The organism is Pseudoalteromonas rubra, assembly GCF_005887095.1.
In the GTDB taxonomy this organism is placed as follows: Bacteria; Pseudomonadota; Gammaproteobacteria; order Enterobacterales; family Alteromonadaceae; genus Pseudoalteromonas; species Pseudoalteromonas rubra_E.
In genome coordinates this window covers 56,101-82,527 of sequence record NZ_PNCI01000037.1, presented here as the reverse complement: position 1 = coordinate 82,527, position 26,427 = coordinate 56,101, and the positions used below count along the sequence as shown (strand labels likewise).

The 26,427-nt window shown below is 47.6% G+C and carries 25 protein-coding genes; 22 read left to right on the top strand and 3 right to left on the bottom strand.

The genetic code is table 11. The features are described 5' to 3' along the window. The first annotated feature begins 103 nt into the window (after positions 1–103). The 21 genes from CWB99_RS16255 to CWB99_RS16155 all read left to right on the top strand — a co-directional run bounded on the left by CWB99_RS16255 (position 104) and on the right by CWB99_RS16155 (position 20,383). The gene (locus tag CWB99_RS16255; RefSeq protein WP_138550014.1) at positions 104–2,341 is read left to right on the top strand and encodes a flagellar hook-length control protein FliK; all 2,238 of its coding nucleotides are present in this window, start codon (positions 104–106) and stop codon (positions 2,339–2,341) included. 44 nt (positions 2,342–2,385) lie between these two features. Next, a complete protein-coding gene (gene fliL / locus CWB99_RS16250; RefSeq protein ID WP_138550015.1) occupies positions 2,386–2,910 on the top strand; it encodes a flagellar basal body-associated protein FliL in 525 nt (174 codons plus the stop codon). Positions 2,911–2,919: 9 nt separating this feature from the next. Continuing rightward, positions 2,920–4,014 carry a flagellar motor switch protein FliM gene (gene fliM, locus CWB99_RS16245; protein WP_046003911.1) on the top strand — a complete coding sequence of 365 codons (1,095 nt, stop codon included), beginning with the start codon at positions 2,920–2,922 and terminating at the stop codon, positions 4,012–4,014. A gap of 29 nt (positions 4,015–4,043) precedes the next feature. Continuing rightward, positions 4,044–4,445, top strand: a complete 402-nt coding sequence (fliN, locus tag CWB99_RS16240) for a flagellar motor switch protein FliN (protein ID WP_054015623.1) — start codon at positions 4,044–4,046, stop codon at positions 4,443–4,445. Positions 4,446–4,456: 11 nt separating this feature from the next. Beyond that, a complete protein-coding gene (gene fliO / locus CWB99_RS16235) occupies positions 4,457–4,828 on the top strand; it encodes a flagellar biosynthetic protein FliO (RefSeq protein WP_138550016.1) in 372 nt (123 codons plus the stop codon). A gap of 4 nt (positions 4,829–4,832) precedes the next feature. Then, a complete protein-coding gene (fliP, locus tag CWB99_RS16230; protein WP_138550017.1) occupies positions 4,833–5,573 on the top strand; it encodes a flagellar type III secretion system pore protein FliP in 741 nt (246 codons plus the stop codon). 1 nt (position 5,574) lies between these two features. Further along, positions 5,575–5,844, top strand: coding sequence for a flagellar biosynthesis protein FliQ (gene fliQ, locus CWB99_RS16225; RefSeq protein ID WP_138550018.1), 270 nt, complete (start codon positions 5,575–5,577; stop codon positions 5,842–5,844). 4 nt (positions 5,845–5,848) lie between these two features. After that, a complete protein-coding gene (gene fliR, locus CWB99_RS16220) occupies positions 5,849–6,628 on the top strand; it encodes a flagellar biosynthetic protein FliR (protein ID WP_138550019.1) in 780 nt (259 codons plus the stop codon). Between the two features lie 21 nt (positions 6,629–6,649). Then, entirely contained in the window at positions 6,650–7,780 is a 1,131-nt protein-coding gene (gene flhB / locus CWB99_RS16215; protein WP_138550020.1) for a flagellar biosynthesis protein FlhB, read from the top strand. Positions 7,781–7,840: 60 nt separating this feature from the next. Then, a complete protein-coding gene (gene flhA, locus CWB99_RS16210; protein ID WP_138550021.1) occupies positions 7,841–9,937 on the top strand; it encodes a flagellar biosynthesis protein FlhA in 2,097 nt (698 codons plus the stop codon). Positions 9,938–9,957: 20 nt separating this feature from the next. Further along, positions 9,958–11,481: a flagellar biosynthesis protein FlhF gene (gene flhF / locus CWB99_RS16205; protein WP_138550022.1), complete on the top strand. Its 1,524-nt coding sequence runs from the start codon at positions 9,958–9,960 to the stop codon at positions 11,479–11,481. Continuing rightward, positions 11,474–12,334, top strand: coding sequence for a MinD/ParA family protein (locus tag CWB99_RS16200; protein ID WP_046003902.1), 861 nt, complete (start codon positions 11,474–11,476; stop codon positions 12,332–12,334). Before flhF ends, CWB99_RS16200 begins: the two co-directional genes overlap by 8 nt. A gap of 2 nt (positions 12,335–12,336) precedes the next feature. After that, positions 12,337–13,071, top strand: a complete 735-nt coding sequence (locus CWB99_RS16195; RefSeq protein ID WP_138550023.1) for an RNA polymerase sigma factor FliA — start codon at positions 12,337–12,339, stop codon at positions 13,069–13,071. Between the two features lie 43 nt (positions 13,072–13,114). Continuing rightward, positions 13,115–13,498, top strand: a complete 384-nt coding sequence (gene cheY / locus CWB99_RS16190) for a chemotaxis response regulator CheY (RefSeq protein WP_010385696.1) — start codon at positions 13,115–13,117, stop codon at positions 13,496–13,498. 19 nt (positions 13,499–13,517) lie between these two features. Further along, positions 13,518–14,288 carry a protein phosphatase CheZ gene (locus CWB99_RS16185; protein WP_046003900.1) on the top strand — a complete coding sequence of 257 codons (771 nt, stop codon included), beginning with the start codon at positions 13,518–13,520 and terminating at the stop codon, positions 14,286–14,288. A gap of 15 nt (positions 14,289–14,303) precedes the next feature. Next, complete coding sequence (locus CWB99_RS16180; RefSeq protein ID WP_138550024.1) at positions 14,304–16,541, top strand: chemotaxis protein CheA; 2,238 nt, start codon at positions 14,304–14,306, stop codon at positions 16,539–16,541. 80 nt (positions 16,542–16,621) lie between these two features. After that, on the top strand, positions 16,622–17,782 hold the full coding sequence (locus CWB99_RS16175; protein WP_138550025.1) for a protein-glutamate methylesterase/protein-glutamine glutaminase: 1,161 nt from the start codon (positions 16,622–16,624) through the stop codon (positions 17,780–17,782). A 53-nt stretch (positions 17,783–17,835) separates the two neighbouring features. Next, complete coding sequence (locus CWB99_RS16170) at positions 17,836–18,621, top strand: ParA family protein (protein ID WP_054015636.1); 786 nt, start codon at positions 17,836–17,838, stop codon at positions 18,619–18,621. Further along, positions 18,614–19,429 carry a chemotaxis protein CheW gene (locus CWB99_RS16165; protein ID WP_138550026.1) on the top strand — a complete coding sequence of 272 codons (816 nt, stop codon included), beginning with the start codon at positions 18,614–18,616 and terminating at the stop codon, positions 19,427–19,429. The genes CWB99_RS16170 and CWB99_RS16165 overlap by 8 nt, the downstream gene beginning before the upstream one ends. Before the next feature lie 24 nt (positions 19,430–19,453). Continuing rightward, positions 19,454–19,951, top strand: coding sequence for a chemotaxis protein CheW (locus CWB99_RS16160; RefSeq protein WP_010385708.1), 498 nt, complete (start codon positions 19,454–19,456; stop codon positions 19,949–19,951). Between the two features lie 3 nt (positions 19,952–19,954). Next, positions 19,955–20,383, top strand: a complete 429-nt coding sequence (locus CWB99_RS16155) for a DUF2802 domain-containing protein (protein ID WP_054015638.1) — start codon at positions 19,955–19,957, stop codon at positions 20,381–20,383. A gap of 295 nt (positions 20,384–20,678) precedes the next feature. On the opposite strand, the gene CWB99_RS16150 is transcribed toward CWB99_RS16155, so the two are convergent. Further along, complete coding sequence (locus CWB99_RS16150) at positions 20,679–21,497, bottom strand: helix-turn-helix domain-containing protein (protein WP_171045367.1); 819 nt, start codon at positions 21,495–21,497, stop codon at positions 20,679–20,681. A 286-nt stretch (positions 21,498–21,783) separates the two neighbouring features. Here CWB99_RS16150 and CWB99_RS16145 point away from each other — a divergent pair, with 286 nt between their 5' ends. Beyond that, entirely contained in the window at positions 21,784–23,913 is a 2,130-nt protein-coding gene (locus tag CWB99_RS16145) for a TonB-dependent receptor domain-containing protein (protein ID WP_138550028.1), read from the top strand. Positions 23,914–23,972: 59 nt separating this feature from the next. On the opposite strand, the gene CWB99_RS16140 is transcribed toward CWB99_RS16145, so the two are convergent. Together CWB99_RS16140 and CWB99_RS16135 are read right to left on the bottom strand one after the other, a co-directional pair. Beyond that, the gene (locus tag CWB99_RS16140; RefSeq protein WP_138550029.1) at positions 23,973–24,269 is read right to left on the bottom strand and encodes an EscU/YscU/HrcU family type III secretion system export apparatus switch protein; all 297 of its coding nucleotides are present in this window, start codon (positions 24,267–24,269) and stop codon (positions 23,973–23,975) included. Positions 24,270–24,368: 99 nt separating this feature from the next. After that, positions 24,369–26,360, bottom strand: a complete 1,992-nt coding sequence (locus CWB99_RS16135) for an amidohydrolase (protein WP_138550030.1) — start codon at positions 26,358–26,360, stop codon at positions 24,369–24,371. Positions 26,361–26,427 lie beyond the last annotated feature (67 nt).

The following is a 26,427-nucleotide window of genomic DNA, read 5'->3' as shown; positions in this document are numbered from 1 at the left end:
TAACAAAATTTGCACAATAATGGCGTGTTTTTTGCAGTGTCATTACAGCACATCAATTTTATCCGGTTAGCGGCGTGAAGTTGCCGCATATAAAGGTGAGAGTATGGTCAATGTTTCGCTAGAAGTAGCAATCAATAACGGAGTTTCGGCGAAGGGAAAGGATCAAACGGAACAGTCCGAGGACTCAGGGTTTCTTGCAATGTTAGCTCAGGCAGAGCAAGACAGTAGCGATGAGGCTTCACAGTCAAATACGGATGAGGCGGGAGAGTATATGCCTTTGCCTGGTGGCCTTGACCGCCGCTTGGGCTTTGATGACAGCCAGCTTCCCGGAGGCAACAAAGCGCTGCCGGATGAGCCTTTAAAGCTGGATGATTCAGCGCTCCCAGGCCAGACAGACCCGAAAATGGGTGCAGGTATGGCCGTCACTCCAGGCACTGATACAGCCACAGATACCAGCGGCAGCCATGCTGATGATTTGCTTTTACAGATCAAATCATCGAATGCGCAGAATACCGATTTAGCACAAAACTTAGCGCCGGTTCCTAAAGCACTGAAAGATTATTTGTCTAAAGCTGAGCAGGTAACAGGTCCGGATAATAAAAAGCCGGTTGATGGTGTTGGGCCCGTTTTACCAGTGCCAGCGGAGAAAAATAGCGGTGATACTGAAATATCTGATGTTTCTGTAGATGTTGAATTGCAAAATGGTGTAGTGAAAAAGCCAACTCTGGACGCTGGCCTGTATGCAAATGGTAAACTTGGTCAAGGTGAAGTATCAGTAGAAAAACCGGGTGACCCGGCTGTTGCAAAACGAGTTGATAAGGTAGGCCCTGTTATCACGCAGCCGACAGACGGATCAGGGTTACAGACTCAAAACAAGCCAGCAGACGGCGATGTTAAACTGGATCCCATCACTCAGCTTGCTAAAGGTGAGAGCGCTGACAATACAAAGCAAACAGCAAATACAGCAATTGGTAAACAAGGGACCGCTGAGGCCTCTGTGAAGCTCGTCAATGAGCAGCAACCAGCAAAGGTCGACATTGAACTGCGACCAGCACCGGATAAAGCAGCCACACATATTAGTGCTGCGCACAGCGATGTGAGTGAGCTACAACCTGCCAGTGCTGGAAAATCTCAACGTCCTGTTGATCAGATTGGCCCTGTAATGACTGCGCCGCAAGGAGATAAAGAGGACATAACGGGTGATGAACAGGTTATGAAACCTCAGCAGCCAGCAAAAAATGCCGTACCCCCTGTGAGTACGTCTGACTTGAAGGCGATGGTTGACTCTCTTACTCCCGATCAAAAGCAAGTGCTGGAGACAAACCTTCGTGCGCAATTAAAAAGTGGCGAGCTAAGTAATCCTGAGCAGCGCACTAAGGCGGAGCTGCTATTGCAAGAACTTGCGGCAAAGCCTAGCGAGGGTACTGCGAGCAAACCACAATCAACGATTGAGCCAGGTTCCAAACAGGCTGAAGTAGCGGATAAGTCGATACAGGCGGCGACGGTCGAAAAGGACGGTAAAGTGCTTGGCCTGACAGATCCTGTCTCATCTGAAAAAGTGAATAAACAAGCCGCGGTGGTAAGCCAGACGGGTGTGAGCAGCGCAGATGCAAAATCTCAGGGTAAAGAAAACTTGCAGCAGACAGTGATGTCAGATCCGTTAGAAGGTGAACATCCTGAGTTAGCCCAGCTTAAAAAAGAAGGGGGCCAATCGGAGCAGCAGAACTCGCAGCAACGCAGTGCAATGCCTGCGCCTGTTGAAAATATTTTTAAGGCAATTCGTGGTGAGCGCCCTGAAGAGGGGATGAAGCATGAATTCAATGAATTGCTGGCACAAGTTGAGCAAGTTAGACAGAGTCAGCAGGTTAATCAGCAAAGTGCGGTAAACCAAAAAGCCATGCAGACTGATCCCGCGATCAGTCAGGCCATTAATATTGCCAGAAATGACGCAGTGAAAGCCTTACAAGAGCGTGTCAATATGATGCTCAATATCAATAACAAGGAAGCTGAGATCCGCTTAGACCCACCTGAGCTGGGCAGTATGCAGATACGTATACGCTCCGAGGGTGAGCAGGCTCAGGTCAACTTTGTTGTGCAAAATCAGCAAGCGAAAGAACAGCTTGAACAGTCCATGCCGAAACTCAGAGAGATGCTGGCCGAGCAGGGGATCCAGCTTGGAGAAAGTAACATTCAGCAAGGTCAGGGTGGTGAGCAACAGCAGCAGGAAGCATCCCAAGGTCATGGAACACTTGCTAATAATGCCAGTGAAGCGCAAAATAACGGCCAACAATCAACAACTAGCAGACGGCAAAGTGATTCTGCAATAGATTACTATGCGTAACAGCTGCTATGATTAAGGTAAGTGTGATTTAAAGAAGCGCGAATATGGCAGAAGAAAGCGATTTAGAAATAGAAGAGACGGGTGGCTCGAAGAAGAAATTAATCATCATCATTGCCGCTGTGGTTGTTGTCTTGGCCGCAGTTGCAGGCTACTTTTTATTTGCAGGGTCAGATGACGCCCCCGAATCGCTGGCCGAAGAAACGACTGAGCAACAGGTGCAGGCCACCGAACAAAATGCGGCACAGACAGGCAGTGCATTGTATGTTGCTATGCCTCGTCCTTTTGTATTTAACGTACCTGGCGCAAGCCGGGACCGCATTGTACAAATTAAGGTACAACTTCTTGTACGTGGTGACGTCAATGAAGAGATAGCTAAAAAGCATATTCCTCTGATTGAGGGGACCTTGCTGAGTGTGTTTTCTACCACAACAGCCGATGAACTGAGTACCAGTGCAGGCAAAGAAACGCTGCGACTGAGTGCATTAGACAAGGTTCAGGCCGCAATGGAGAGTGTGGAAGGTAGCAAAGTGGTTGAACGCGTATTATTTACCGGTTTTGTAATGCAGTAGGAAGAGTCAGTGAGCGACTTATTATCACAAGACGAAATCGATGCCTTATTACACGGTGTTGATGAAGTCGAAGAAGAAGAAGTCCCCGATAGTGATGATGGCGGGACGAGTAACGCCTTACAATACGACTTTTCGTCGCAGGACCGAATCGTTCGGGGTCGCATGCCGACCCTCGAAATTGTTAATGAACGATTTGCTCGTCACATGCGGATCAGCTTGTTTAATATGATGCGCCGTACCGCAGAAGTATCCATCAACGGTGTGCAAATGCTCAAGTTTGGCGAGTACATCCATACTCTGTTTGTCCCCACCAGCCTGAACATGGTGCGATTTCGTCCTCTCAAGGGGACCGGATTGATCACTATGGAAGCCCGACTGGTATTTATACTGGTAGATAACTTCTTCGGAGGTGATGGGCGCTATCATGCAAAAATTGAAGGACGAGAGTTTACGCCGACAGAGCGGCGGATAGTTCAGATGCTGCTCAAGATAATCTTTGAAGATTACAAAGAAGCCTGGGCACCGGTTATGGATGTCTCGTTTGAGTATCTGGATTCGGAAGTGAACCCCGCGATGGCCAACATAGTGTCACCTACCGAGGTGGTGGTGATCAGCTCATTCCATATCGAGCTAGACGGCGGGGGAGGCGACTTCCATATCTCCTTACCTTATTCAATGCTTGAACCTATCCGGGAGTTACTCGATGCAGGTGTCCAGTCAGATACGGAAGATACGGATCTGCGTTGGAGTAAGGCGTTGCGCGACGAAATTATGGACGTCGAAGTTGAACTGTCTACGCAGTTACTTGAGGTAGATCTGTCTTTGGAGCAGATCATGCAGTTGAAAGCGGGAGATATTATCCCCGTTGAAATGCCTGAGCATATTACTGTGTTTGTGGAAGAGCTGCCGACTTTCCGGGCAAAAATGGGACGTTCCCGTGATAATGTGGCACTGCAGATCAGTGAGAAGATTAAACGCCCTGAGTCTGTTAAGTCTGAGCTTCACGTCTTTACAAAGGGCGGCAAGAAGCTGGATTCGGATGCCGAGTTGGCAGAATTAGAAGAAGATCTGCACCTGTCTGAAGGTGTGGATTTAGATTGGTGATGAAGAAGTTAATTTAAGGTAGTCAGTGCATGAGCGATGATCAAGATACAATGGACGAATGGGCGGCTGCACTTGCAGAGGCCGAGGAAGCTGACCAGGATGGTGCTGAAGCCGAAGTTGCGGAACTGGAAGAGTTGCAGGACAGCGGCGCTAATCTGAGTGCAGATGAAAAGCGCAAACTCGATACGATTTTAGATATCCCGGTCACCATTTCTATGGAAGTGGGACGCTCTAAAATCAATATTCGTAATTTACTCCAGTTAAATCAGGGATCCGTTGTTGAACTGGATCGGGTTGCCGGTGAACCTCTGGATGTATTGGTCAACGGCACTTTGATTGCGCACGGCGAAGTGGTTGTTGTAAACGATAAGTTTGGTATTCGCCTGACTGACGTGATCAGCCAGGTCGAACGCATTAAGAAGCTTCGCTAGCAGCCTGGGTAATGAGTGCTTTAATGTTCTCCAGTGTGGCTGCAGCGCAGCCACCAAGCGGGCTCAGCAGTGAGCTATTGTCGGTTGGCCTGTCTTTGGCTTTTGTGGTGTTGGCCATTATTGGCTTGGCATTGCTGGTAAAGCGCTTCAATCCAAACCTGGGCAACAGCCAGGATTTTAAAGTGATACGAAGCTTACCGCTAGGCAGTAAGGAGCGCCTGCTGGTGATAGAAATAGACGACAAGCAACACTTGCTTGGTGTCACGCCACACAGTATCAATTATTTATATCAGTTAGAGTCGCCGCTAGAGGTGACACCCTCAGCGCCTTTTGCAAAAGAACTCAGTCGCTTAATGTCTGGCGCAAATAACAATAAGAAATGAACGTATGATCCGAATTCTCCTCCTCATCAGTGTATTCTTCTTTGCATCAAATGCCTTCGCTGATGGTATCGAGGCTTTGAGCGTAACCACTAATCCGGATGGCTCTCAGGAATACTCCGTAACCCTGCAAGTCTTGGCTATCATGACGGCACTGAGCTTTATCCCTGCTGCTGTGATTATGATGACCTCGTTTACACGTATCATTGTGGTATTGGCTATCTTACGTCAGGCCATTGGCTTGCAGCAATCGCCGTCAAATCAGGTATTGGTGGGTATGTCGCTGTTTTTGACCTTCTTTATTATGGCGCCAATATTCAATCAAATTAATGACCGCGCAGTGCAACCTTATTTGAACGAAGAATTGACGTCGATACAGGCATTGCAGCAAGCCAAGGAGCCGATCAAAGCATTTATGCTTTCCCAGACCCGTATAAAGGACCTGGAAACATTCGCTAAGATAGCGGGTTACGATAAACTGGATAGCCCGGAAGACACGCCGTTTGTGGTCATTATTCCGGCGTTTGTGACCAGTGAACTGCAGACCGCTTTTATCATTGGCTTTATGTTTTTTATCCCTTTCCTGATAGTAGATCTGGTGGTAGCCAGTGTCTTGATGGCCATGGGTATGATGATGCTCTCTCCGATGATTGTGGCTTTACCTTTTAAGATCATGCTGTTTGTGTTGGTTGATGGTTGGTCTTTGATAATGGGCACGCTGGCGCGAAGTTTTGGTTTAGGAGTGTGACATGGAACCAGAAGTTTTTGTCGACATTCTCAGTGACTCGCTTTTTATTGTTATCAAATTAGTAACCGCAATTGTACTACCCGGTCTGATGATAGGTTTGGTGGTTGCGGTTTTCCAGGCTGCAACATCGATTAACGAACAAACGCTGAGCTTTTTGCCCAGGCTCATCATCACCATTTTGGCACTGATTTTCGGTGGCCACTGGATGGTGCAGGTGCTGATGGACTTCTTCAACCAGTTGGTACTGCAAATTCCTGAAATTGCAGGGTAGTACTATGGAGTACCCCTTAGCAATCATTATACAGTGGCTGAGCGACTACATGTTGCCGTTTGTCCGGATCAGCTCTATGATCATGATTATGGCTGGTTTGGGTGCCCAAAGTGTGCCAACCCGGGTGAAACTTGCTCTGTCGATCGTGGTCACTGTGGCGGTTGTGCCTGCCATCCCCCAGACTCAGTTTACTGACTTATTTTCCTTCGCCATGGTTTTGGTTGTGACACATGAAATCATTGTCGGAGTTGCCATTGGCTTCGCCTCTGTATTGTTGCTAAATACCTTTATTGTTGCGGGTCAGATCCTGGCAATGCAAACCGGGTTAGGCTTTGCGTCAGTGGTCGACCCCGCCAATGGTCTGAGTGTGCCTGCTGTTGGCCAGTTTTATCTGATCCTGGCGACGTTATTGTTTTTTGTGTTCAATGGCCATCTGATGATGATCAAAATGGTGGTCTATAGCTTTCAGACTTGGCCTATCGATGGCAGTTGGTGGGTGGTCGATAATTACTGGCTGATAGTGACCTGGGGGAGCTGGCTGTTTGCGACAGCGCTTGCGCTGTCTTTGGCACCTCTAACGGCCATGCTGCTGATTAATCTGTCATTTGGCATAATGACCCGGGCTGCGCCGCAGATGAATATTTTCTCTGTTGGGTTTGCATTTACTATGGTGGCAGGCTTGTTGATTATCTGGATGACGATGGGTAATTTTATTATTCAGTACGAGTTCCAGTGGCTGAAAATGACAGAGCTGATGTGTAACCTGATTGGTTGCACGGTGTAATCGGGTACCGGGAGCAAAACGATGGCAGAAGATTCTGGTCAGGAACGCACAGAAGAACCCACAGACAAAAAGATAGCTGACTCGAAAAAAAAAGGGCAGGTTGCGCGTTCAAAAGAGCTGGGTACGACGTTCGTGCTCATATTCTCAGCTGTGGCATTATTGCTGTATGGCGCGGACATTGCGAAGGGGCTTTATAATTTGATGGGTCGCATGTTTACGCTAAATCGCAATGAAACCTATGACACCACCAAAATGTTTTCTGTCTGGGGTGATGCATTTTCCGAGATCGTTTTTCCACTCAGCATGTTCGTTTTGATCATCATGGTTGCCGGGATCATTGGTAATACTTTGTTAGGTGGTTTTAATTTTAGCTGGGAAGCCGCAGCCCCTAAAGCGAGTAAAATGTCACCAATAAAAGGCATTAAACGTATGTTTGGGCCTCAGGCGGCTGTAGAGCTGGTCAAATCGATCCTCAAATTTGTGCTGGTGGCCGGGTTTGCAATTTTGCTGATTAAGGTGTTCTTCTATGAGATATTGCACCTGAGTATCGAGCAAATCCCTGGCAGCATTCTGCACTCGCTGGAAATATTGGCCTGGATGTTTCTCGCACTGAGCTGCACTATGATCATTATTTCAGCCATTGACGCACCCTATCAGAGCTATAATCATCACAAACAACTCAAGATGACGCTGCAAGAAGTAAAAGACGAGTACAAGAACTCGGAAGGTGACCCCCAGATCAAAGCGCGTATTCGGCGCACACAACGGGAGATGTCGCAGCGACGTATGATGCAGGAAGTGCCTGATGCGGATGTGGTTGTTACCAACCCGACCCACTATTCTGTGGCGCTCAAGTATGACACTGAAAAAGCAGGGGCACCTATGGTCATAGCAAAAGGCGTTGATGAACTGGCCATGCAGATCCGTAAAATTGCCAAAGGTAATGAAGTCCCGATTGTCGAGTCACCCGTATTAACGCGATCCCTGTATCATACGACTGAAGTAGGTGACCAAATTCCACAGCAACTCTTCACTGCTGTTGCACAGGTACTGGCTTACGTATTCCAGTTGAAAAAGTTCAACAAAGGGCGGGGCAAGCGGCCTGTAGCTCTGAAAAAAGACCTTCCCATTCCAGATGAACTAAAACACTAAGCTAATTGGTATTAAACTTGCTTTAATGTAACTGCGTCAATAATTTGTGGTTTGTAAGTTATGGATTTTAAAGCGGTTTTACAGCAGATTAATCGAGATAAAAAAGAGTACGCCAAAGGCGTCGGTACTCCAGTGCTGGTACTGGCGGCATTGGGCATGGTGGTATTACCTATGCCTCCTTTCCTGCTTGATATCTTGTTCTCATTCAATATCGCCCTGGCATTGGTTGTACTGCTAGTGACAGTTTACACCATGAAGCCGCTTGAATTTGGCATGTTTCCCTCAGTATTGCTGATCGCGACAATCTTGCGATTGGCACTTAACGTTGCCAGTACCCGGGTGGTGCTGCTGGAAGGTCATAACGGCGGAGACGCAGCCGGTAAAGTGATCGAAGCGTTTGGTTCCGTTGTAATTGGTGGTAACTACGCGGTTGGTCTGGTGGTCTTCCTGATCCTCATCATCATCAACTTTGTGGTTATTACCAAAGGTGCCGGCCGCATCTCCGAAGTATCAGCCCGTTTTACCCTGGACGCGATGCCCGGTAAACAAATGGCAATTGACGCGGACTTGAATGCCGGTTTCATTTCGGCAGACGAAGCCAGAGCAAGACGTGAAGAAGTCACCCGTGAAGCTGACTTTTACGGGTCAATGGATGGTGCCAGTAAATTCGTAAAAGGCGATGCGATAGCGGGGATTGTGATCCTGGCGATTAACATCATTGGTGGCCTGTTTGTGGGTATGGTACAGCATGATCTGAGCTTTGGCAGAGCCATGGAGGTGTACACCTTGCTGACGATAGGTGATGGTCTGGTTGCTCAGCTTCCTTCGTTACTGTTGTCAATTGGTACCGCGATTGTTGTTACTCGTCAAAACGAATCGCACAACATGGGCGAGCAAATGACCCAGCAACTGGGCAACGAGAAATCCTTGTCTATCGCAGCAGGGATCCTGTTTGTCATGGGATTGGTACCCGGCATGCCTCATGTTGCGTTTCTGGGTTTAGGCGCACTCATTGGTTATCTGGCTTACTATTCACACCAACAAAAAATTAAAGCACAAGAGCAGGAAGCTGAAGAATCGAAAGGCGGCGCTGTTGCTTCTCAGCAGCAGGAACAAAAAGAGCTTGGCTGGGACGACGTACAGCCAGTTGATGTGATTGGCCTGGAAGTAGGCTACCGCCTCATCCCCTTGGTTGATCAGTCCCAGGGTGGTGAACTGTTAAACCGCATCAAAGGGGTACGTAAAAAGTTGTCACAGGAGCTTGGCTTCCTTGTGCCACCAGTTCATATCCGTGATAACCTGGAGCTGGACCCGAACGCTTACCGTATTACCCTGATGGGAGTGGGCTCAGGAGATGGCGAACTGAAGCATGGTGATGAGCTCGCGATCAACCCGGGCCAGGTCTTTGGCCCAATTAACGGCGTTGCGACTAAAGATCCGGCCTTCGGCCTGGAAGCTGTGTGGATCAAACCAGAGCAGAAAGACGAGGCTCATTCACTGGGTTATACCGTTGTGGATGCCGCCACGGTGGTTGCCACACATATTAGTCAGCTGTTGACCAACAATGCATCCTTACTGTTGGGTCATGAAGAAGTTCAGAACCTACTGGATATGCTGGCCAAGAGTCACCCTCGCCTGGTTGAGGGTCTGGTGCCGGATGTATTACCTCTGACCACGGTAGTAAAAGTGCTACAAAACCTGTTAAACGAAGGCGTTGCAATTCGTGATATGCGCTCCATCGTTCAGACTCTGGTTGAGTATGGGCCGCGCAGTCAGGACCCCGATGTATTAACGGCTGCGGTGCGAATTTCACTGCGCCGACTCATCGTTCAGGACGCGGTTGGCGGGGCTGAAGAAATCCCTGTCATAACATTGGCGCCCGAGTTGGAACAGATGTTGCATAAATCACTTCAGAACGCAGGTGATGAGGGGGCAGGCATAGAGCCAGGCCTTGCAGAGCGGCTTCAAGGTTCATTAAGAGAAGCCCATCAAACGCAAGAAATGCTCGGCGAGCCGTCCATCTTATTAACCTCAGGTATGTTGAGAAGTGTGCTGTCACGATTTGTAAAACACACCATCCCGGGACTCAGAGTCATGTCGTATCAGGAAGTGCCGGATGAAAGACAAATTAAGATAGTGAGCTCAGTTGGACAGTAGAGGACTAGAAGGGGCTGACCATGAAAATTAAACGTTTTTTTGCAAAAGATATGCGTACCGCTTTGAAAGAAGTGAAAGAAGAGCTTGGTGCGGATGCGGTAATTATGTCGAACAAGAAGCTGGCTGACGGTGTAGAGATCGTTGCTGCAGTCGACAACGACCGCACACCTGCGTCACAGCCCCAGGCGGCGCCTCAACAGCCAGCAATGCAAGCCGCTCCTCGTCAGGCTGCGTCTCAACAAAGTGCGCAGCAAGGCTACAATCAAGCTGCCAGAATGGTCCGTCCTCAGCCTCGCCGTGCCGAGCCGCAAAAGCAGGCACAGGTTGCAGATAGTCTCGAAGCCTTACTTGAGCGCCAAGCCCCTCGTCCTAAGTCGCCTGAGCTTGCTTCGATGTTTTCTCAATCTGGTATCAATACTGACGATATGTTTGGGTCTCAACAACGCAGTGAAGCTCCAGCTAAGGCCATGCCTCAGGCAGCTCGTGAGCCGCGCTACGAAGCACCAAGTCATAGTTTTGACGCACGCCAGGAGAGCACGTCCTGGGAGTTTGGTGATGATCTGGAGCAGGGGTTTGGTGACGAGCCTGCGACGCAGAAAAAAGCCAACGATGACGAAATGTCTTCTATGCGCGATGAAATGAACGCGATCCGTCAGCTACTTGAGTTTCAATTGTCAGGTCTGATGAATCAAGAGATGGCACGCCGAGACCCAACTCGTGCTTGTTTGGTTGATCGCCTAAAAGGCATGGGGATTGGTGCTGAGGTGGCAGAGCAGATGGCCTGTTTTATTCCAGATGATGTTTCTCGCAAAGAAGCATGGAATGCGCTACTTAATATGGTCGTCAATCAGATGCATACAACCAACAACGATATATTGCGCCAAGGTGGCGTGTACGCCATGGTTGGGCCTACGGGAGTGGGTAAAACGACAACCGTTGCAAAATTAGCAGCACTGGGTGCCCAAAAATATGGTGCTGACAATGTGGCATTGATCACCACAGATACTTATCGTATCGGTGCTTATGAGCAATTGGCAACCTATGGTCGGATCATCGGCTGTCCTGTAAAACAAGTAAAAGATGCCAATGAACTTGCAGAGGTTCTTTATCATTTACGTAATAAGCGTCTAATATTAATAGACACGGCAGGGATGAGTCAGCGCGACCTGCGTTTAACAGAACAGTTAAACACTTTGATGCGCAGCAGCCGTGTTGACATTCGCAGTTACCTGGTATTAAGTGCAACAGCGCAAATGCATGTACTGCAAGAGACTGTAAACCACTTCAAAAAAGTCAATTTAAGTGGTTGTATTTTTACAAAACTTGATGAAAGTCTAAGTTTAGGTGAGATTATTAGCATAGCGATTCAAAATCGTCTGCCAATAGGGTATCTTACCAATGGTCAGCGAGTGCCTGAAGACATTCGCGTGGCAAACGCTCAGAAGTTAGTCAAAAAGGCTGAGCAATTGTATTTAAAGAGAACAAAAGCGCAACATTCGCGACGTGTACCAGTGGCGTCCCAGACAGTAGGAATGTATGATTAATACAGTTTTAGATCAAGCAAGTGGCCTGCGGAGAATGAACCAAAAAAATAACCACAGTGTAAAAGTAATCGCAGTGACTGGTGGTAAAGGTGGTGTAGGTAAAACCAATGTATCCCTTAACACTGCCATTGCATTAGGACAGCAGGGTAATCGGGTCTTGGTGCTTGATGCTGACTTAGGTCTGGCCAATTGTGATGTGATGTTGGGCTTAAGGGTTGAGAAAAATTTATCTCATGTATTGTCTGGAGAATGTGAACTAGACGAAATTCTGGTCGAGGGCCCAGCTGGGATCCGCATTGTACCCGCAACCTCTGGCTCGCAAAGTATGGTGGAGTTAACACCTGCAGAACACGCTGGATTAATCCGTGCGTTCAGTGAGCTCAGCAGCGAATTTGACATTTTAATTGTCGATACCGCTGCTGGTATCTCAGACATGGTTTTGAGCTTCTCACGCGCTGCTCAAGACGTGTTAGTCGTGGTATGCGATGAACCTACCTCGATCACCGATGCTTACGCGCTGATTAAAGTCCTAAGCCGAGAGCATGGTGTGTATAAGTTTAAAATTGTGGCCAACATGGTGCGCAGTTTAAGAGAAGGGCAAGAGCTTTTCGCTAAGTTATCCAAAGTCACCGACCGGTTTTTAGATGTTGCTCTAGAACTGGTTGCAACGATCCCGTTTGACGAAAATATGCGCAAGTCTTCACGACGTCAAAAAACCATCGTTGAGCTTTTCCCCAATTCACCTGCTGCTGTGGCATTCAGAGGCCTGGCAAGCAAAGCTGTCAAGTGGCCCATCCCCCATCAACCATCAGGTCATTTGGAATTCTTTATTGAGCAACTGGTAAACGGTTAACGATGGCTTCACCGGTCAACCGCATGGCGGGATATAAAACGACGGACCACCTTCATAAGGTGGTCGAGCGTCATACGCCTTTGGTAAAAAAGGTGGCCTGTCATTTGTTAGCTAGGTTACCAGCCAGTGTCCAGTTAGATGATTTAGTCCAGTCAGGCATGATTGGATTGATCGAGGCCTGTAAAAACTTTGATGCAAGCAAAGGGGCAAGCTTTGAAACGTTTGCAGGTATTCGAATTCGCGGTGCAATGATTGACGAGATACGCCGCGGTGATTGGGCACCACGCTCTGTTCATAAAAACGGTCGAATGGTGGCAGAAGCCATTGCTGAGCTTGAATCCCAGCTCGGACGGGAACCAAAAGATACTGAAATCGCTGAAAAACTTGATATTACGCTGGATGAGTACCATCATATTTTACATGATGTGAATGCGAGTAAAGTTATCGGTATCGAAGACTTGGGGGTCGACGAAGACGTAATTTCTCCCGCGGGCAACGATTTTGCGCTAGACAAACCATTCAATAATGTTAAAAATGAGCGCTTTAACGAGTCGTTAGTCAATGCTATCAAGACTTTACCTGAGCGCGATGCCTTGGTGTTGTCTTTGTATTACAACGACGAGATGAATTTAAAAGAGATTGGCGCGATCTTAGAAGTCAGCGAATCTCGAGTGAGTCAGATTCACGGTCAAGCAATGATCAAGCTTCGTGCAAAGATCAATGACTGGATCAATTAGAGTAAGTTTTACAATATAGGTTCAAACCTCACCGGAGGAAGTTTTGGATAAGAACATGAAAATTCTCGTGGTTGATGATTTCTCTACGATGAGAAGAATAATCAAAAACCTGCTAAGAGACTTAGGCTTTACCAATGTTCAAGAGGCTGATGATGGCAGTACGGCACTTCCAATGTTGCAAAATCAGGAATTCGACTTTGTCGTAACTGACTGGAATATGCCCGGCATGCAAGGTATCGATTTGTTACGCGCAATTCGTGCTGACGACAAGCTTAAACACATCCCAGTACTCATGGTAACAGCGGAAGCGAAAAAAGAACAAATCGTTGCTGCTGCCCAGGCTGGAGTTAATGGTTATATCGTTAAACCGTTTACGGCAGGAACCCTGAAAACCAAACTAGAAAAAGTGTTCGAGCGTTTAGGCTAGTATTGATAAGGGTAGGCTTATGTCAACATCTTCTGTGCCACAGATAACTCTGGAACAGGCTAAACTGCTCGTTGAATACCTAGAACAAGGTGAGCAGGAAAAGGCTGATGAGATATTAATTGAGGCCACTAATAAAGAACAATCAGAGCTTTTTGCTGAAGTAGGTAAGCTGACTCGACAACTTCATGAATCATTGAAGAACTTTGAGTTGGATACGCGCTTAGCAGATCTCACGACAGAAGCCATTCCAGATGCCAAGCAGCGCCTCAATTACGTCATGGAAATGACCGAAAGCGCTGCCAATAAAACCATGGATGCCGTAGAAGCGAGTCTTCCCTTAGCCCAAGAACTTGCCGACCAACTCTCTGAAATCAAGCCCACCTGGGACAGACTGATGAGCCGGGATATCCAGCTCGGAGAGTTCAAGTCTTTGTGTCACGATCTTGACAGTTTTATGCAGTCGTCAAAAGGCCGTACAGATGAATTACAGAATCTGATGACCAATGTTTTGATGGCACAGGATTATCAGGATTTAACCGGACAGGTGATCCGGCGTGTCATTGAGCTGGTTCGCGAAGTTGAAGACAGCCTAATTCACTTGTTGACTGTATTTGGTAGCGCTGAAGAAAGTCAACAAACTGCAGCCCAGCCGCAGTCACAAACTAAAGCCACCCCCGTTGCTGATGAGTTGTCAGGTCCTGAGGGTCCAATTATGGACGCTGAGTCTCGAGATGATGTCGTATCCGGGCAGGACGAAGTTGATGACCTGTTGTCGAGTTTGGGCTTCTAATAGGAGAGTATGCGAATGAGCTTTGAAGTCGATGAAGATATCTTACAAGACTTTCTTGTTGAAGCTGGGGAAATACTCGAACAGTTATCTGAGCAGCTTGTCGAACTAGAAAATAACCCGGAAGACAAAGAGCTGTTGAACGCGATTTTCCGTGGTTTCCATACTGTTAAAGGGGGCGCAGGCTTCCTGAGTATGACGGAACTGGTGGATGCTTGTCACGGTGCGGAAAACGTGTTCGATGTCTTGCGTCAGGGTCAGCGTCAGGTAACGGCGGAGTTGATGGATGTGATTTTACAGTCGCTCGACACCATCAATGAAATGTTCTCATGTATTCAAAATAGAGAGCAACCAGAGCCCGCAGATCCTCACCTGCTGGAAGTATTACACCAGCTTAGCCAACCACAATCAGCAGACGAAGAAATTGCAGCTCCTGCTGCCACAGAGCCAGAACCGGTTGTTGCAACGCCCAGTGCAGATGATGTGCTGTTCGATGCACCATCGGACCCTGTCGACGCAGCCGATGGTGAGAGCTCAGACAGCATAGATGAAATTTCAGAAGAAGAATTCGAAAGCTTACTGGATGAGTTACACGGCTCTGGCAATGGCCCGTCTGTAGCTTCAGACACACCCGCTGCACCCAAAGCCACATCCGCGCCAGCGAGCAGTGACGACGGCGATATTTCCGACGACGAATTTGACAGTTTGTTAGACGAGTTACACGGGGTTGGACAATTTGGTGCAACACCTGCTGCAGCACCTACACCTGCACCTGCACCTCCCGCAGCCACTGAAAAGGCACCAGCATCGGGGGGCGGTGATGATGACGAAATCAACGACGACGAATTTGAAGCTTTGCTGGATGAGTTGCATGGTAAAGGACAAGCACCAAAGTCAACAGAAGCGGAAGTAGCAGCGCCCAAAGAAGCGCCCAAAGCACCGCCAAAACCTGAACCTAAGCCAGCGGCGCCGGCGGCAAAAGCACCAAGTACATCAGCTGCCAAACCTGCGCCGGCACCGGCGGCTAAGCCGCCAGCGGAGAGTAAACCCGCGGCTGATAAAGCGGCTGCTAAAAAGCCTGCCGCACAAGCTGAAACCACCGTTCGGGTTGATACTAAGCGCCTTGATGAGATCATGAACATGGTCGGTGAGCTGGTGTTGGTACGTAACCGACTAGTGAGCCTGGCAAATAACTCTAATAGCGAGTCCATGGGCAAGGCTATCTCGAACCTGGATGTGGTCACGGCAGACTTGCAGGGCGCGGTAATGAAAACCCGGATGCAGCCAATCAAGAAAGTATTTGGTCGCTTCCCTCGGGTTGTTCGGGACTTAGCGCGTAGTCTTAAAAAAGACATTAGCTTAGTATTGGAAGGGGAAGATACCGATCTGGATAAAAACCTGGTTGAGGCATTGGCCGATCCCTTGGTTCACTTGGTGCGTAACTCGGTAGACCATGGTATTGAAATGCCGGACGTGCGTGAAGCCGCAGGTAAATCCAGAACCGGTACTGTCACTTTATCCGCTTCGCAAGAGGGCGACCATATTCTGTTGACCATTCGCGATGATGGTGCAGGTATGGACCCTGAGAAACTGAAAAAGATTGCGATCAGCAAAGGGGTCATCGATTCAGATCAGGCAAGTCGCCTGTCGGATAATGAAGCTTACAACCTGATCTTCGCACCAGGTTTCTCAACCAAAGAACAAATTTCTGACATCTCAGGCCGGGGTGTTGGCATGGATGTGGTAAAAACCAAGATCACCCAGCTTAATGGCTCCGTTAATATCCAGTCTGAACTGGGTGTAGGCACCATACTGGAAATCAAAGTACCACTGACATTGGCCATTTTGCCCACACTGATGGTGATGATTGGTCAGCAGACATTTGCACTTCCGCTTGCCGGGGTGAGCGAAATATTCCACCTGGACTTGACCAAGACCAATGTGGTCGATGGCCAATTAACTATCATAGTGCGTGAAAAAGCGATCCCGCTGTTCTATCTGGAGCACTGGTTAGTGAAAGGCGCGGACAGAAGAGCGCGCAAAGCTGAAGGGCATGTCGTCATCGTTCAGATGGGCACCAAGCAGGTTGGGTTTGTGGTGGATTCACTGATAGGCCAGGAAGAAGTGGTGATCAAACCATTGGATGCCTTATTGCAAGGCACACCCGGTATGGCAGGTGCAACCATTACATCAGATGGTGGTATCGCGCTGATTCTGGACGTCCCCAGCATGTTAAAATATTACGCCGGTAAGTAAATACCAGGCGAATTTATACCGACAAAGTGGTGTCTTTGACACCACTTTTCGGATCTGTAACGAATAAAAGAGCAATGCCAATGGCAGTTAAAGTATTAGTTGTAGATGACTCGAGCTTCTTTCGTCGCCGAGTGAGTGAAATACTAGAGAAAGATCCAGAAATTCAAGTGATTGATTTTGCCGTAAATGGTCAGGAAGCAGTCGACAAAGCTGCCCGCCTCAGACCAGATGTGATCACTATGGATGTGGAAATGCCGGTGATGGACGGGATCAGCGCAGTGAAGCAGATCATGCAGAGCTCGCCTACCCCGATTCTGATGTTTTCGTCGTTAACCCGCGAAGGTGCCAGCGCTACTCTGGATGCCTTGGATGCGGGTGCAGTCGACTTTTTGCCTAAAAAATTCGAAGATATTGCACGTAATAGCGAAGACGCGATCCGCTCTTTGCAAAACAAAGTCAAAGAAATTGGCAGACGTCGGGTAAGCCGATTTACTCGCCCGATTAGTTCTCCATCAACGCCACCACCAACGCGGAGTACACCAACTACTGCGTCCTCAGGACTACGTTCTACAGCCAAACCGATTGCTCAACCAGACCGCTCTTTTTCAAGGTCGGCAGCAGATACTCCCAGCACTGGTGTGTCGTTTAAAGCGTCAGGCAAGAAATATCAAATTGTTGCAATTGGCACCTCGACGGGTGGGCCGGTCGCATTACAAACAATTCTGACTCAGCTGCCCGCGAACTTTCCACACCCTATATTGCTGATTCAGCACATGCCCGCGGCATTCACTCCTGCATTTGCTCAGCGATTAAATAGCCTGTGTAAAATTAAAGTGAAAGAAGCTGAGCAGGGTGACAGGTTGCAACCTGGCGTAGCATATCTGGCGCCGGGTGGGCAGCAGATGTTGGTTGAAGCCAGAGGGGGTAGTAAAACGCTGAAAGTGTTTGAAGATGATAGCCCCCGTATCACCTATAAACCCAGTGTTGATGTCACGTTTGCCAGTACCGCCAAAGCATATGGAGGAGACGTGTTGGCTGTGATCCTGACCGGGATGGGAGCAGACGGGCGTGATGGTGCCAGGATGTTGAAACAAAGTGGTGCGACTATCTGGGCACAGGACGAAAAAACCTGTGTGGTGTATGGTATGCCACAGGCTGTTGCCAGCGCGGGTATTTCGTCAGAAGATATTGCTTTGCAGGATGTTGCACTGAGAATAAACAAAGAAATAGGCTGCGCATAATTGATGGTAGCCTGAATGCGATCTGTGTTTGGCCGAAGGAATAAAAGAAAAACGTGAAAATCTGGACGGTAGCGAACCAAAAAGGCGGGGTGGGTAAAACCACCACCACAGTGAGTCTCGGCGGGATCCTGGCGCTTCAGGGGAAACGTGTATTACTGATAGACACAGATCCGCATGCCTCATTAACATACTACTTTGGCATTGACTCGGAAGAGTTGGAAGTCAGTGTGTACGATATTTTTATTCGCGGCTCAAATATGGCCAGCGAAGAAATTCTTCAGGCGCTTTGCCCTTCAACTATTGAGAATCTGGACATATTACCGGCGACTATGGCCATTGCCACGCTGGACCGCAGTATGGGCAATCGCTCGGGTATGGGGCTCATCCTGAAAAAGGCGCTTGCTAAGATCAGTGAGCATTATGACTATGCTATTTTGGATTGTCCGCCTGTACTTGGTGTGCTGATGGTGAATGCACTCGCTGCAAGCGAACGCATTCTCATCCCGGTACAAACAGAGTTTCTTGCGTTGAAAGGACTGGATCGCATGATGCGCACAATGTCATTAATGCAAAGTTCGCATTCCAAGCAATATCAATATACTATAGTGCCAACTATGTATGATAAGCGCACTAAAGCATCTCTTGAAGCTTACAAGTCTCTGGTGGAAACCTACCAGGACAAAGTCTGGCCCGGGGTTATCCCGGTTGATACTAAGTTCAGAGATGCCAGTCTAGCGCAACAGGTGCCAGTTCAGTACTGCCCAAAATCGCGTGGCGTTTATGCTTATCGCGCATTGTTGGAACATCTGGCAGAAGTTGATAGAGGTAACGATGAGTAAGCATCTGTTTGCCAACGAACAGGTCATGAAACAATATCTGGGTGCTTTGTTACGCGAAGAAGAGGAAGACGACGTCACGCTTGCACCAGTCGCGAAGCTTTTGGAGTCTGTTCCTGAAGCCCAGGAGGGCCTTGCCACGCCAAGTCCTGCTGAGCAAAGTGTCGTGGATGATGTCGTTACTGAAGCATTACCAGAACAACCCACTGCCGAGCCTTCGGCAGAATTGACGATACCTCAGGAAGTTGAGCCGCAAGAGCAGGTAATAACCCCGGCTGATGATCTTGAGATAACTGAAAATACTACTATTATCAAAGAAGAAGCTGAACAGGCTGTGCCGGCTCGTGCACGGGATGCCTATCTTGAAAATGAATTTCAGGCGTTATTCTTTGAAGTTGCCGGGCTGACTTTGGCGGTGCCGTTAAAGTCGCTTGGTGGTATACATCAGCTTACAGAAGTTAATCAATTGTTTGGTAAGCCAAAATGGTTTAAAGGCGTGATGCTCAATCGGGAAGAAAAGCTCAATGTTGTAGATACTGCACGTTGGGTTATGCCGGAGAAGTTTACACCTGAGCTGGAAGAAAAGCTCAATTACCAGTACTTGATCATGCTGGGCGATAGCCAGTGGGGACTGTTGGCAGAAAATCTGGTCAATAATATTACGTTGAAACCAGAAGACGTTAAATGGCGAACAGCCGACGGTAAAAGGCCATGGCTGGCGGGCGTCATTAAAGAAAAAATGTGCGCACTGATAGATGTTGAGAATTTAAATCGATTGCTAGAGCATGGCCTCGATAGCCGAGAGCAGTAACTAGCATCTAACTGGAGTAAAATCATGAGTCAAGAGAGAATACTTTCGGCTGATAAAAATGCAGATAGTAATGATGAAGTCCTTCAGTGGGTTACCTATAAGCTAGAGGATGAAACCTACGGCATTAATGTAATGCAGGTGCAGGAAGTATTACGCTATACCGAGATAGCCCCTGTACCAGGTGCGCCAACCTACGTGCTTGGTATCATCAATCTACGTGGTAACGTGGTCACCGTTATTGATACTCGCTCTCGCTTTGGGTTGCCTAGTTCAGAAGTAACTGACAATTCTCGTATCGTGATCATTGAAGCTGAAAAGCAGGTAGTCGGTATTCTGGTCGACAGCGTAGCTGAAGTGGTGTACTTGCGCAGCTCTGAGATCGATAGCGCGCCAAATATTGGCACTGAAGAGAGCGCTAAGTTTATTCAGGGTGTGTCGAACCGTGAAGGTGAGCTACTGATCCTGGTTGATTTGAACAAACTACTCAGCGATGATGAGTGGGATGAGTTGAGCCATATATAACCCGTGCAAGCAGTAACCCAAAACGAGATTTTATTGCTCCTGGTCATTGCCTCAAGCCTGCTATGTTTAGTGTGCTTGGGGTTTATTTTTGCGCTGAGTAAAAAAGTACAACAACAAAACCATGAACACGGTAAATTGCTTCAGCATATGAAGCGAGAAAACGAGCAAGTTGCTATTTTACGTAGTGAAATTGCCGAGGTCCGTGCTAGTGTGCTAAGTATTGGTAAACGCCTGGTTGCCTGCGAGAATTACGCAAAGGACTTGGCTCAGCAACAGGCTGCGCAAAAATATGACGATCCTGATGCTAAGATTTACTCACGCGCAGTCAAAATGGTTGAACTGGGCGCAGACATAGAAGAAATCATGCGCGAGTGTGAACTACCCCGAGCCGAAGCAGAACTGTTAATGTCCCTTCACAATAAACAATCATAGAGTGGTTTATCCTCAGCCTGGAAAGGTTTTAAACCTTAATGCCAATAAACAGATCTTTCTGCTTAACGTTAACTAATGCCTTATAGGTTGATATCTTATAGGGCAATTGCACCACACTGGTTTGCTGACTTGTGTGCACCAATGCCATAAAAGAGTGGTGTTTGTAAGCGCTGACCCTTTTACTGCGATATTATTGCGAGATCAAGTTTGCGAGCTATCTGCCCAGCTCAGCGGCAATGTAGATTAATTTGGCCTCACCGACATCTGCAATGTTAACCAATGCAAAATGATTTGATTATGTGCGATGGTTTTTAAGTAATTGCTTGGGGGTAACGCCAAATGCTTTTTTAAACGCTGATATAAAGTTACCAACATGATTGTATCCGGCATGATAAGCTGCTTCGCCTATTGTCGCTTGGCCCAGCATAATTGACTTTTTTGCTGCCTGGAGTCTTTGCAGTTTGATATATTGTTTTACGGTCGTTTGAAATTGGCTTTTAAAATATCGTTGTAAGGTACTTACACTCATGCCAAGTTGTGTAGCAATCTGCTCAAGTGACAGGTCCTCTTTCAACAGCTGGTGCAGTTTTTGGTTGGTATCTTTTTCTGACTCCAATGGATAGTCGCGCGGTACAAGTTGCTGTACTAATTCACACTGTCCAGAAGTAAGTGTATCCAGTAGTGTGGGAACTAGCGCCAGTACACATCGTTCCTGATTGATTTTGGCGAAGGGATCTATTTTATTTTGGTCCCAGTCGAAAATCTGTCTTGCAAGTTCAATGTTTGATTCATCAATGCTTAAAACAGACACATGACTGCTACTAAGAAGCTCGTGGTTTGTATACACTTCACTATGGTTAGCTTGGAGTTTGTTCTTTAGCCACTGGTAGGTAAGTGTTACAGTGATCTTTTCAACTCTTTGATTGCGCTGCATAAAGCGTGTAAAAATTTGAGGTTCAGCAACTACATTCACAAAAACTAAAGGAGAGTCTTCAGTGCTTACTTCATAGCGACATTCTCCTACGCTAAAGGTTAGCGCGCCGTGGAATAACACTGTAAATGCAATGCAGGGCTGTAGCGCCGCTGTGTTGGTTGTGTTTTCCAATTCAGTCATTGCGCTGCAGTGAATTCGTAAGTTTTGATCAAACTGAGAGAATCTCAGTGTACCCTCTGCCAGTTCACTACTTGCGCCAGCACATAGGTGGTGCTCTATTCCTTGGTCATGCAGTGCTTTGCTCAGATCCGCGGGCATCATTTTTTCCACCATGACGATTTCTAATTATCCTATGACGATTTTGCAAACAAGAATGTAACACGCGTGGGACCTTTTATCATTACAATATTGCGATTAATTCCTATTTGTATTTAATCCTTTTAGATAATAGTCCCCGGAGAAAAGTGTGAGTGTTCAAAAGCGTGTTTTAAATTTAAGTCTTGTAAGCCTGGCTTTACTCTCAGCTAATGTAATAGCAACCGAAGAGGCCAGTGATATTGAGCGTATAGCAATTTGGAGTACCAAGGTAAAGTCCTCAGCACCTTACTTAGCGCAAACGGAAATTGCAGACAAGCAGGCTGATCACATATCTGATTTGCTCAGAGCGATACCCGGTGTAGACGTGGGTGGCGCACACTCTTTAAACCAACGTATTACCATTCGTAGCATGGACGATAAAGATCTGCGAATTTCTATTGATGGCGCATCACAAAATACCTATATGTATCATCACATGGGTAATTTGCAAATTCATGTAGATATTTTGAAGTCGGTAGAAATCTATACAGGCACTAACTCGGTGATTAATGGTGGTCTTGGCGGTACGGTGCGCTTTAAAACCAAAGAAGCTAAAGACTTGCTTAGTGCAGAAAAGCGATTTGGTGGCAGGGTAAGTGTCTCTGCTGGGGACAATTCGGGAAAGCAGTTTTCTTTAACTGGTTATGGTCAACTGACAGAAGCGGTTGATTTTTTAGCGTACTTTAACGACGTTAGCAAAGACAACTTCGAGGTTGGCGGTGGTAAAATCCTTGATGAAAATGGCTTAGTAGAAGAGGGAACAGATGGTACCGTACGTGGCCTGGAAGGTGACGTTTCAGATTTTTTGGTTAAATTTGGTTGGGATATTGATGATCAACAGCGAATCGCAATAGGTTTTGAGCGATACGAAGACCAAGGGAACTACAGTTATCGTCCTGATATGGGTATGTCAACAGATATGACCATTGCAGGTGGTACTCAAACTCCGTTGACATGGCCGACCGAGTTTACTCGTGACACAGTAACGCTGAGTTATGATTTAGATTTCTTTGATACTTCGCTTGTCAGTTTCAGTCTATTTAGCAATGTTAGCGAACTCAAACGCGATGAATCTGGTTGGTTGGACGCTACGAGTTCCCGCCTCCACGGGCTGGCGGGGCAGGTAATGGGTGAAGCTAAGAACTCAGGGCTGAATATACTTGGTGAAACTGTCTTGGAAAGTCTACTTGAAGTCGAGGCCGAACATACCCTGACTTATGGGTTGGATCACATCAAGCATGAGACAAGTTACGCATTAGACCCCCATATAGGTGACATGAGGCAAGCATCAGAAGAATCAACCACAACAGCAATATATCTGCAGAATCAGGTTGCTTTTCCAAGAGGGGTAACCATTACGCCTGGTGTGCGTTATGAGCGGGCAGACATAAAGGCGAATGTGATTGATGAAACCTATGATGATGTAACATTTGCCTTATCGGCGCAATATCAGTTTAACGAACATTTGTTGCTTACAGTGAGTGCCACCGAGCTATTTCAAGCTCCAGAGTTGAGCGAAGTATTTACCGGAGCTGGATTAGGGCGAACGCCAAATAACGCGCTCAAAGCGGAAACAGGGTTAAACAAAGAGCTGGCAATAGCGTATCAGGCAAGTCTTGGAGCAGTAGACTATCGTGCTGGTGTAACACTATTTGACACTTCTATAGAAAACTATATTCATGATTATGCGCCGTATCCTAAGGGCGGACAGCGCGCAACTTTCCGTGACAATATTGGTGATATGGAGAACTCGGGCTTTGAACTTTATGTAGGTTATGATTTTGGCCAGCTTGAGTTACAGATGAGTTATTCGGGATCAAATAGTAAGTTGGATGCATTTGCACCTTATAAAGCGGTTTTCGATGGCGCTCGGCTGGATCGTGAACAGGGTAACAGCTTGGCACTGGATGTAACGTATCACTTTGAAAAATTGCCAATAACAGTGAAGTGGGAAATACAGAGTGTACAGGAGCTTTCTTCAGGTCTGGACCTTGATGGCCGTGCTGGAAAAGACAATTCTAAGGATGGCTTTAGTGTCCATAATTTGGTCGCTGTCTGGCATCCTGAATTTGCGAACGCGTTAGAAGTGCGTTTGGGCATCGATAACGTGTTTGATGAATTTTACGCTTCACAGTCTTCGAGAACGGGCCTTGGTGAGCATCCTGCGTTTGGTGAGCTCTATTTACTTGACTACGAACCAGGGAGAAATATTAAGGCTACGGTGTCTTATTTGTTTTGATGATTCTGCGGCCTGACGGCCGCTTTCATTTTTGCATAAGCTACCTCAGTAGATGAAACCTAGGCCTTAATGTTCAATTTACCCTGGAAGTGTTTCCAACCAGGTGGAAATTTACCACGCAGAACATACGAAAAAGCAATCAGCTCCGCAATGACATAATAGAGTTCTTTGGGGATTTCTTCGTGCAGGTCGAGCTGGCTGAGCGTCTGGACCAAAGTGGCATCTTCATGGATCATGATGTCTTTTTCTTTAGCAAGTGCAATGATCTCTTCGGCGAGTTCGCCAAAGCCCTTACAAACGACTTCGGGCGACTTACCCGCTTCATATAACAGGCCAATGGCGGTTTTTTGTTTCATAACATTTAACTACACAGACATCTTAGTATCAAAGTAGCACGTAACACCGTCCGATAAAAACCCCTTACCCGGATTAATATCCGGATAAGGGCTGTCAGTTTAGCTATTATAACACAATCTGCCATTTACCCAGGTCTGGCGGACTGGCACATCTCTTAACCCGACTGCGGGGCGTGTTAAGGGATCTTCATCCAGAATAACCAGATCGGCCTGTTTGCCAACTACCAGTTCTCCGATGAGGTGATCCATATGACATTGCCAGGCTGCATCATAGGTTGCAGCGCGCAGGGCCTGAGCCATGGTGGCACACTCTTGCTCATTGAGAATTGGAGGGTGGCCACTTTGATAGGCTTCTTCAGGGGCGTCCTCCATCATGCGGGTGACGGCCTGTTCCATCATACGCAGAGGCCCAATCGGTGAAACAAAGTGATCACTGTGCAGGGTATAGCGCAGCGCATGTTGAGTTGCAGAGGCGGTGCGATCCAGGTGCTCAACAACCGATTGCTGAGGAAACACCTTATGCTTGAAGGTATAGCCCCAGTAGCCCACATGCCCGATCAAAAAGCTTGGCGACAGGCCAAGATAGTCCATATCAGCCAGGTTCTGATCGCTCAGCAAAGAAGCATGCTCAATGCGATGGCGTTTTTCCAGCCCCTCTTTTTCCTGGTTATGGAGTGCATCACGATACGCCATGATGGTGTTGTTTATGGCATGTGTGCCGTTAGCGTGGATCATTAAAGACCAGCCGCGCATGTCTAACTCACTCACCAGCGCCAGAAACGGAGATTCGACTTGATGATCCGCTACGCCATCCGGCGGATTGAAATTCCAAACCCCATAGGGGAATTCATCGTTAATATTGCTGTCCGGGAACTGATATTTGGTGAGCTGATATCCGGTCAGGCCCTGGTTAGAGCCATCACTGACGATTTTGGCATGGGCAATATTGAACCAGTCCGTATGATAATGGCTGGGTTCGGTTGGCGTGATCTTGCTCCACTGATCAGCCGTGGTATAGAATAATGCACCGCCAAGGCGCAACCCGGCAAGGCCGCTGCTGGCCATCTTACTCAATATCTCCAGTTCAGCGTTTTTCAAAGACGCGCCGAGCGCCGCGTCCCACATCAGGGTTACGCCTCGTGATAGCGCGAGCTTAAAGATCTTTTGTAAATTGCCAAACAGCTCAGTGATGCCCTGAGGGTGCTCCACAAAGTACTGCTCCAGCGCGACTTTGATCACCGGGCCAATCTGATCCGATTCGAGTAAGATACCATTTTCATTGACGGGCGGCTTGCTTGCATGCTGCGCGTGTTGCACTGCTTCAAGTGCATTGGTGTTGACGTAAGCAACATGGCCAGATGCATTCATAATAAAAATGCAAATATCATCGTCTTTGCCCGAGCGTGCCTGCTTACTGATGTCGTCCAGCTCAGTACAGTTGAAGTCCTCCCAGGGCGTTGGACTGACAGAGCCGTCCGCAGACGTTGTAGTGATAGGGTTAAACTGGCTGGGGTCGACCCCAAAGGCCAGCAGCCATTTGCGGTGAGAGGGGAGTGCTTTTGCTGCTTTGAGTAACAGCGCTGACACTGACTTCTTGTTGTAGTCTTTGCCAATTAAATATTGATCATTGTTATCACCGCCACTCTCAGTTCCTTCTCTGAATGGTGCGAGTTGCAGCCAGGCGTTAAAAGAGGCCGTGGGAGTCAAATGAACATGGGGTTCAATCAGCCCGGGTAACATACAGGCCCCTTGTAAATCCTCTGAGCCGGCGTGTGGATACTGGTTTTGACAGTCAGTCAGGCTACCTGTATGGACTATTTGCCCATCTTCGATGACAACGGCTTCAACGGTTTTGTTTACATCACCGTTTTCGAGTGTACGAATAGTGCCGCCGTAAAAAATCTTGTGCTGCTGAGGGGGCCTGACAAACTGATTGGCAATGTAATCATCTATGTAATGCTCTGCGGCAATCAGTAGTTTATCGAGATTGAAAATCCCCTTATCTGACAGGTTATTATCGCCTTGTACGGCATGGCCAAACAACTGATAGTTACAGCAGGCACAGCCAAGGTGCGGGTGGTGCGAAGACATAGCGTTCTCCTTTGCATATGTGATGTAGTGTTAGGCAAGTCAGACTTGCGCTACAACTGTAGAACAT

What these genes read in the sequence shown, in the direction of transcription:
- fliP (WP_138550017.1), top strand. Translation starts at nt 4,833, where the DNA reads ATGATCCGAATTCTCCTCCTCATCAGTGTATTCTTCTTTGCATCAAAT.
- CWB99_RS16195 (WP_138550023.1), top strand. Translation starts at nt 12,337, where the DNA reads ATGGCTTCACCGGTCAACCGCATGGCGGGATATAAAACGACGGACCAC.
- fliN (WP_054015623.1), top strand. Translation starts at nt 4,044, where the DNA reads ATGAGCGATGATCAAGATACAATGGACGAATGGGCGGCTGCACTTGCA.
- CWB99_RS16160 (WP_010385708.1), top strand. Translation starts at nt 19,454, where the DNA reads ATGAGTCAAGAGAGAATACTTTCGGCTGATAAAAATGCAGATAGTAAT.
- fliO (WP_138550016.1), top strand. Translation starts at nt 4,457, where the DNA reads ATGAGTGCTTTAATGTTCTCCAGTGTGGCTGCAGCGCAGCCACCAAGC.
- fliL (WP_138550015.1), top strand. Translation starts at nt 2,386, where the DNA reads ATGGCAGAAGAAAGCGATTTAGAAATAGAAGAGACGGGTGGCTCGAAG.
- CWB99_RS16140 (WP_138550029.1), bottom strand. Translation starts at nt 24,269, where the DNA reads ATGAAACAAAAAACCGCCATTGGCCTGTTATATGAAGCGGGTAAGTCG.
- CWB99_RS16135 (WP_138550030.1), bottom strand. Translation starts at nt 26,360, where the DNA reads ATGTCTTCGCACCACCCGCACCTTGGCTGTGCCTGCTGTAACTATCAG.
- CWB99_RS16185 (WP_046003900.1), top strand. Translation starts at nt 13,518, where the DNA reads ATGTCAACATCTTCTGTGCCACAGATAACTCTGGAACAGGCTAAACTG.
- fliR (WP_138550019.1), top strand. Translation starts at nt 5,849, where the DNA reads ATGGAGTACCCCTTAGCAATCATTATACAGTGGCTGAGCGACTACATG.
- fliQ (WP_138550018.1), top strand. Translation starts at nt 5,575, where the DNA reads ATGGAACCAGAAGTTTTTGTCGACATTCTCAGTGACTCGCTTTTTATT.
- CWB99_RS16165 (WP_138550026.1), top strand. Translation starts at nt 18,614, where the DNA reads ATGAGTAAGCATCTGTTTGCCAACGAACAGGTCATGAAACAATATCTG.
- flhB (WP_138550020.1), top strand. Translation starts at nt 6,650, where the DNA reads ATGGCAGAAGATTCTGGTCAGGAACGCACAGAAGAACCCACAGACAAA.
- CWB99_RS16255 (WP_138550014.1), top strand. Translation starts at nt 104, where the DNA reads ATGGTCAATGTTTCGCTAGAAGTAGCAATCAATAACGGAGTTTCGGCG.
- CWB99_RS16150 (WP_171045367.1), bottom strand. Translation starts at nt 21,497, where the DNA reads ATGACTGAATTGGAAAACACAACCAACACAGCGGCGCTACAGCCCTGC.
- flhA (WP_138550021.1), top strand. Translation starts at nt 7,841, where the DNA reads ATGGATTTTAAAGCGGTTTTACAGCAGATTAATCGAGATAAAAAAGAG.
- flhF (WP_138550022.1), top strand. Translation starts at nt 9,958, where the DNA reads ATGAAAATTAAACGTTTTTTTGCAAAAGATATGCGTACCGCTTTGAAA.
- CWB99_RS16200 (WP_046003902.1), top strand. Translation starts at nt 11,474, where the DNA reads ATGATTAATACAGTTTTAGATCAAGCAAGTGGCCTGCGGAGAATGAAC.
- CWB99_RS16175 (WP_138550025.1), top strand. Translation starts at nt 16,622, where the DNA reads ATGGCAGTTAAAGTATTAGTTGTAGATGACTCGAGCTTCTTTCGTCGC.
- CWB99_RS16180 (WP_138550024.1), top strand. Translation starts at nt 14,304, where the DNA reads ATGAGCTTTGAAGTCGATGAAGATATCTTACAAGACTTTCTTGTTGAA.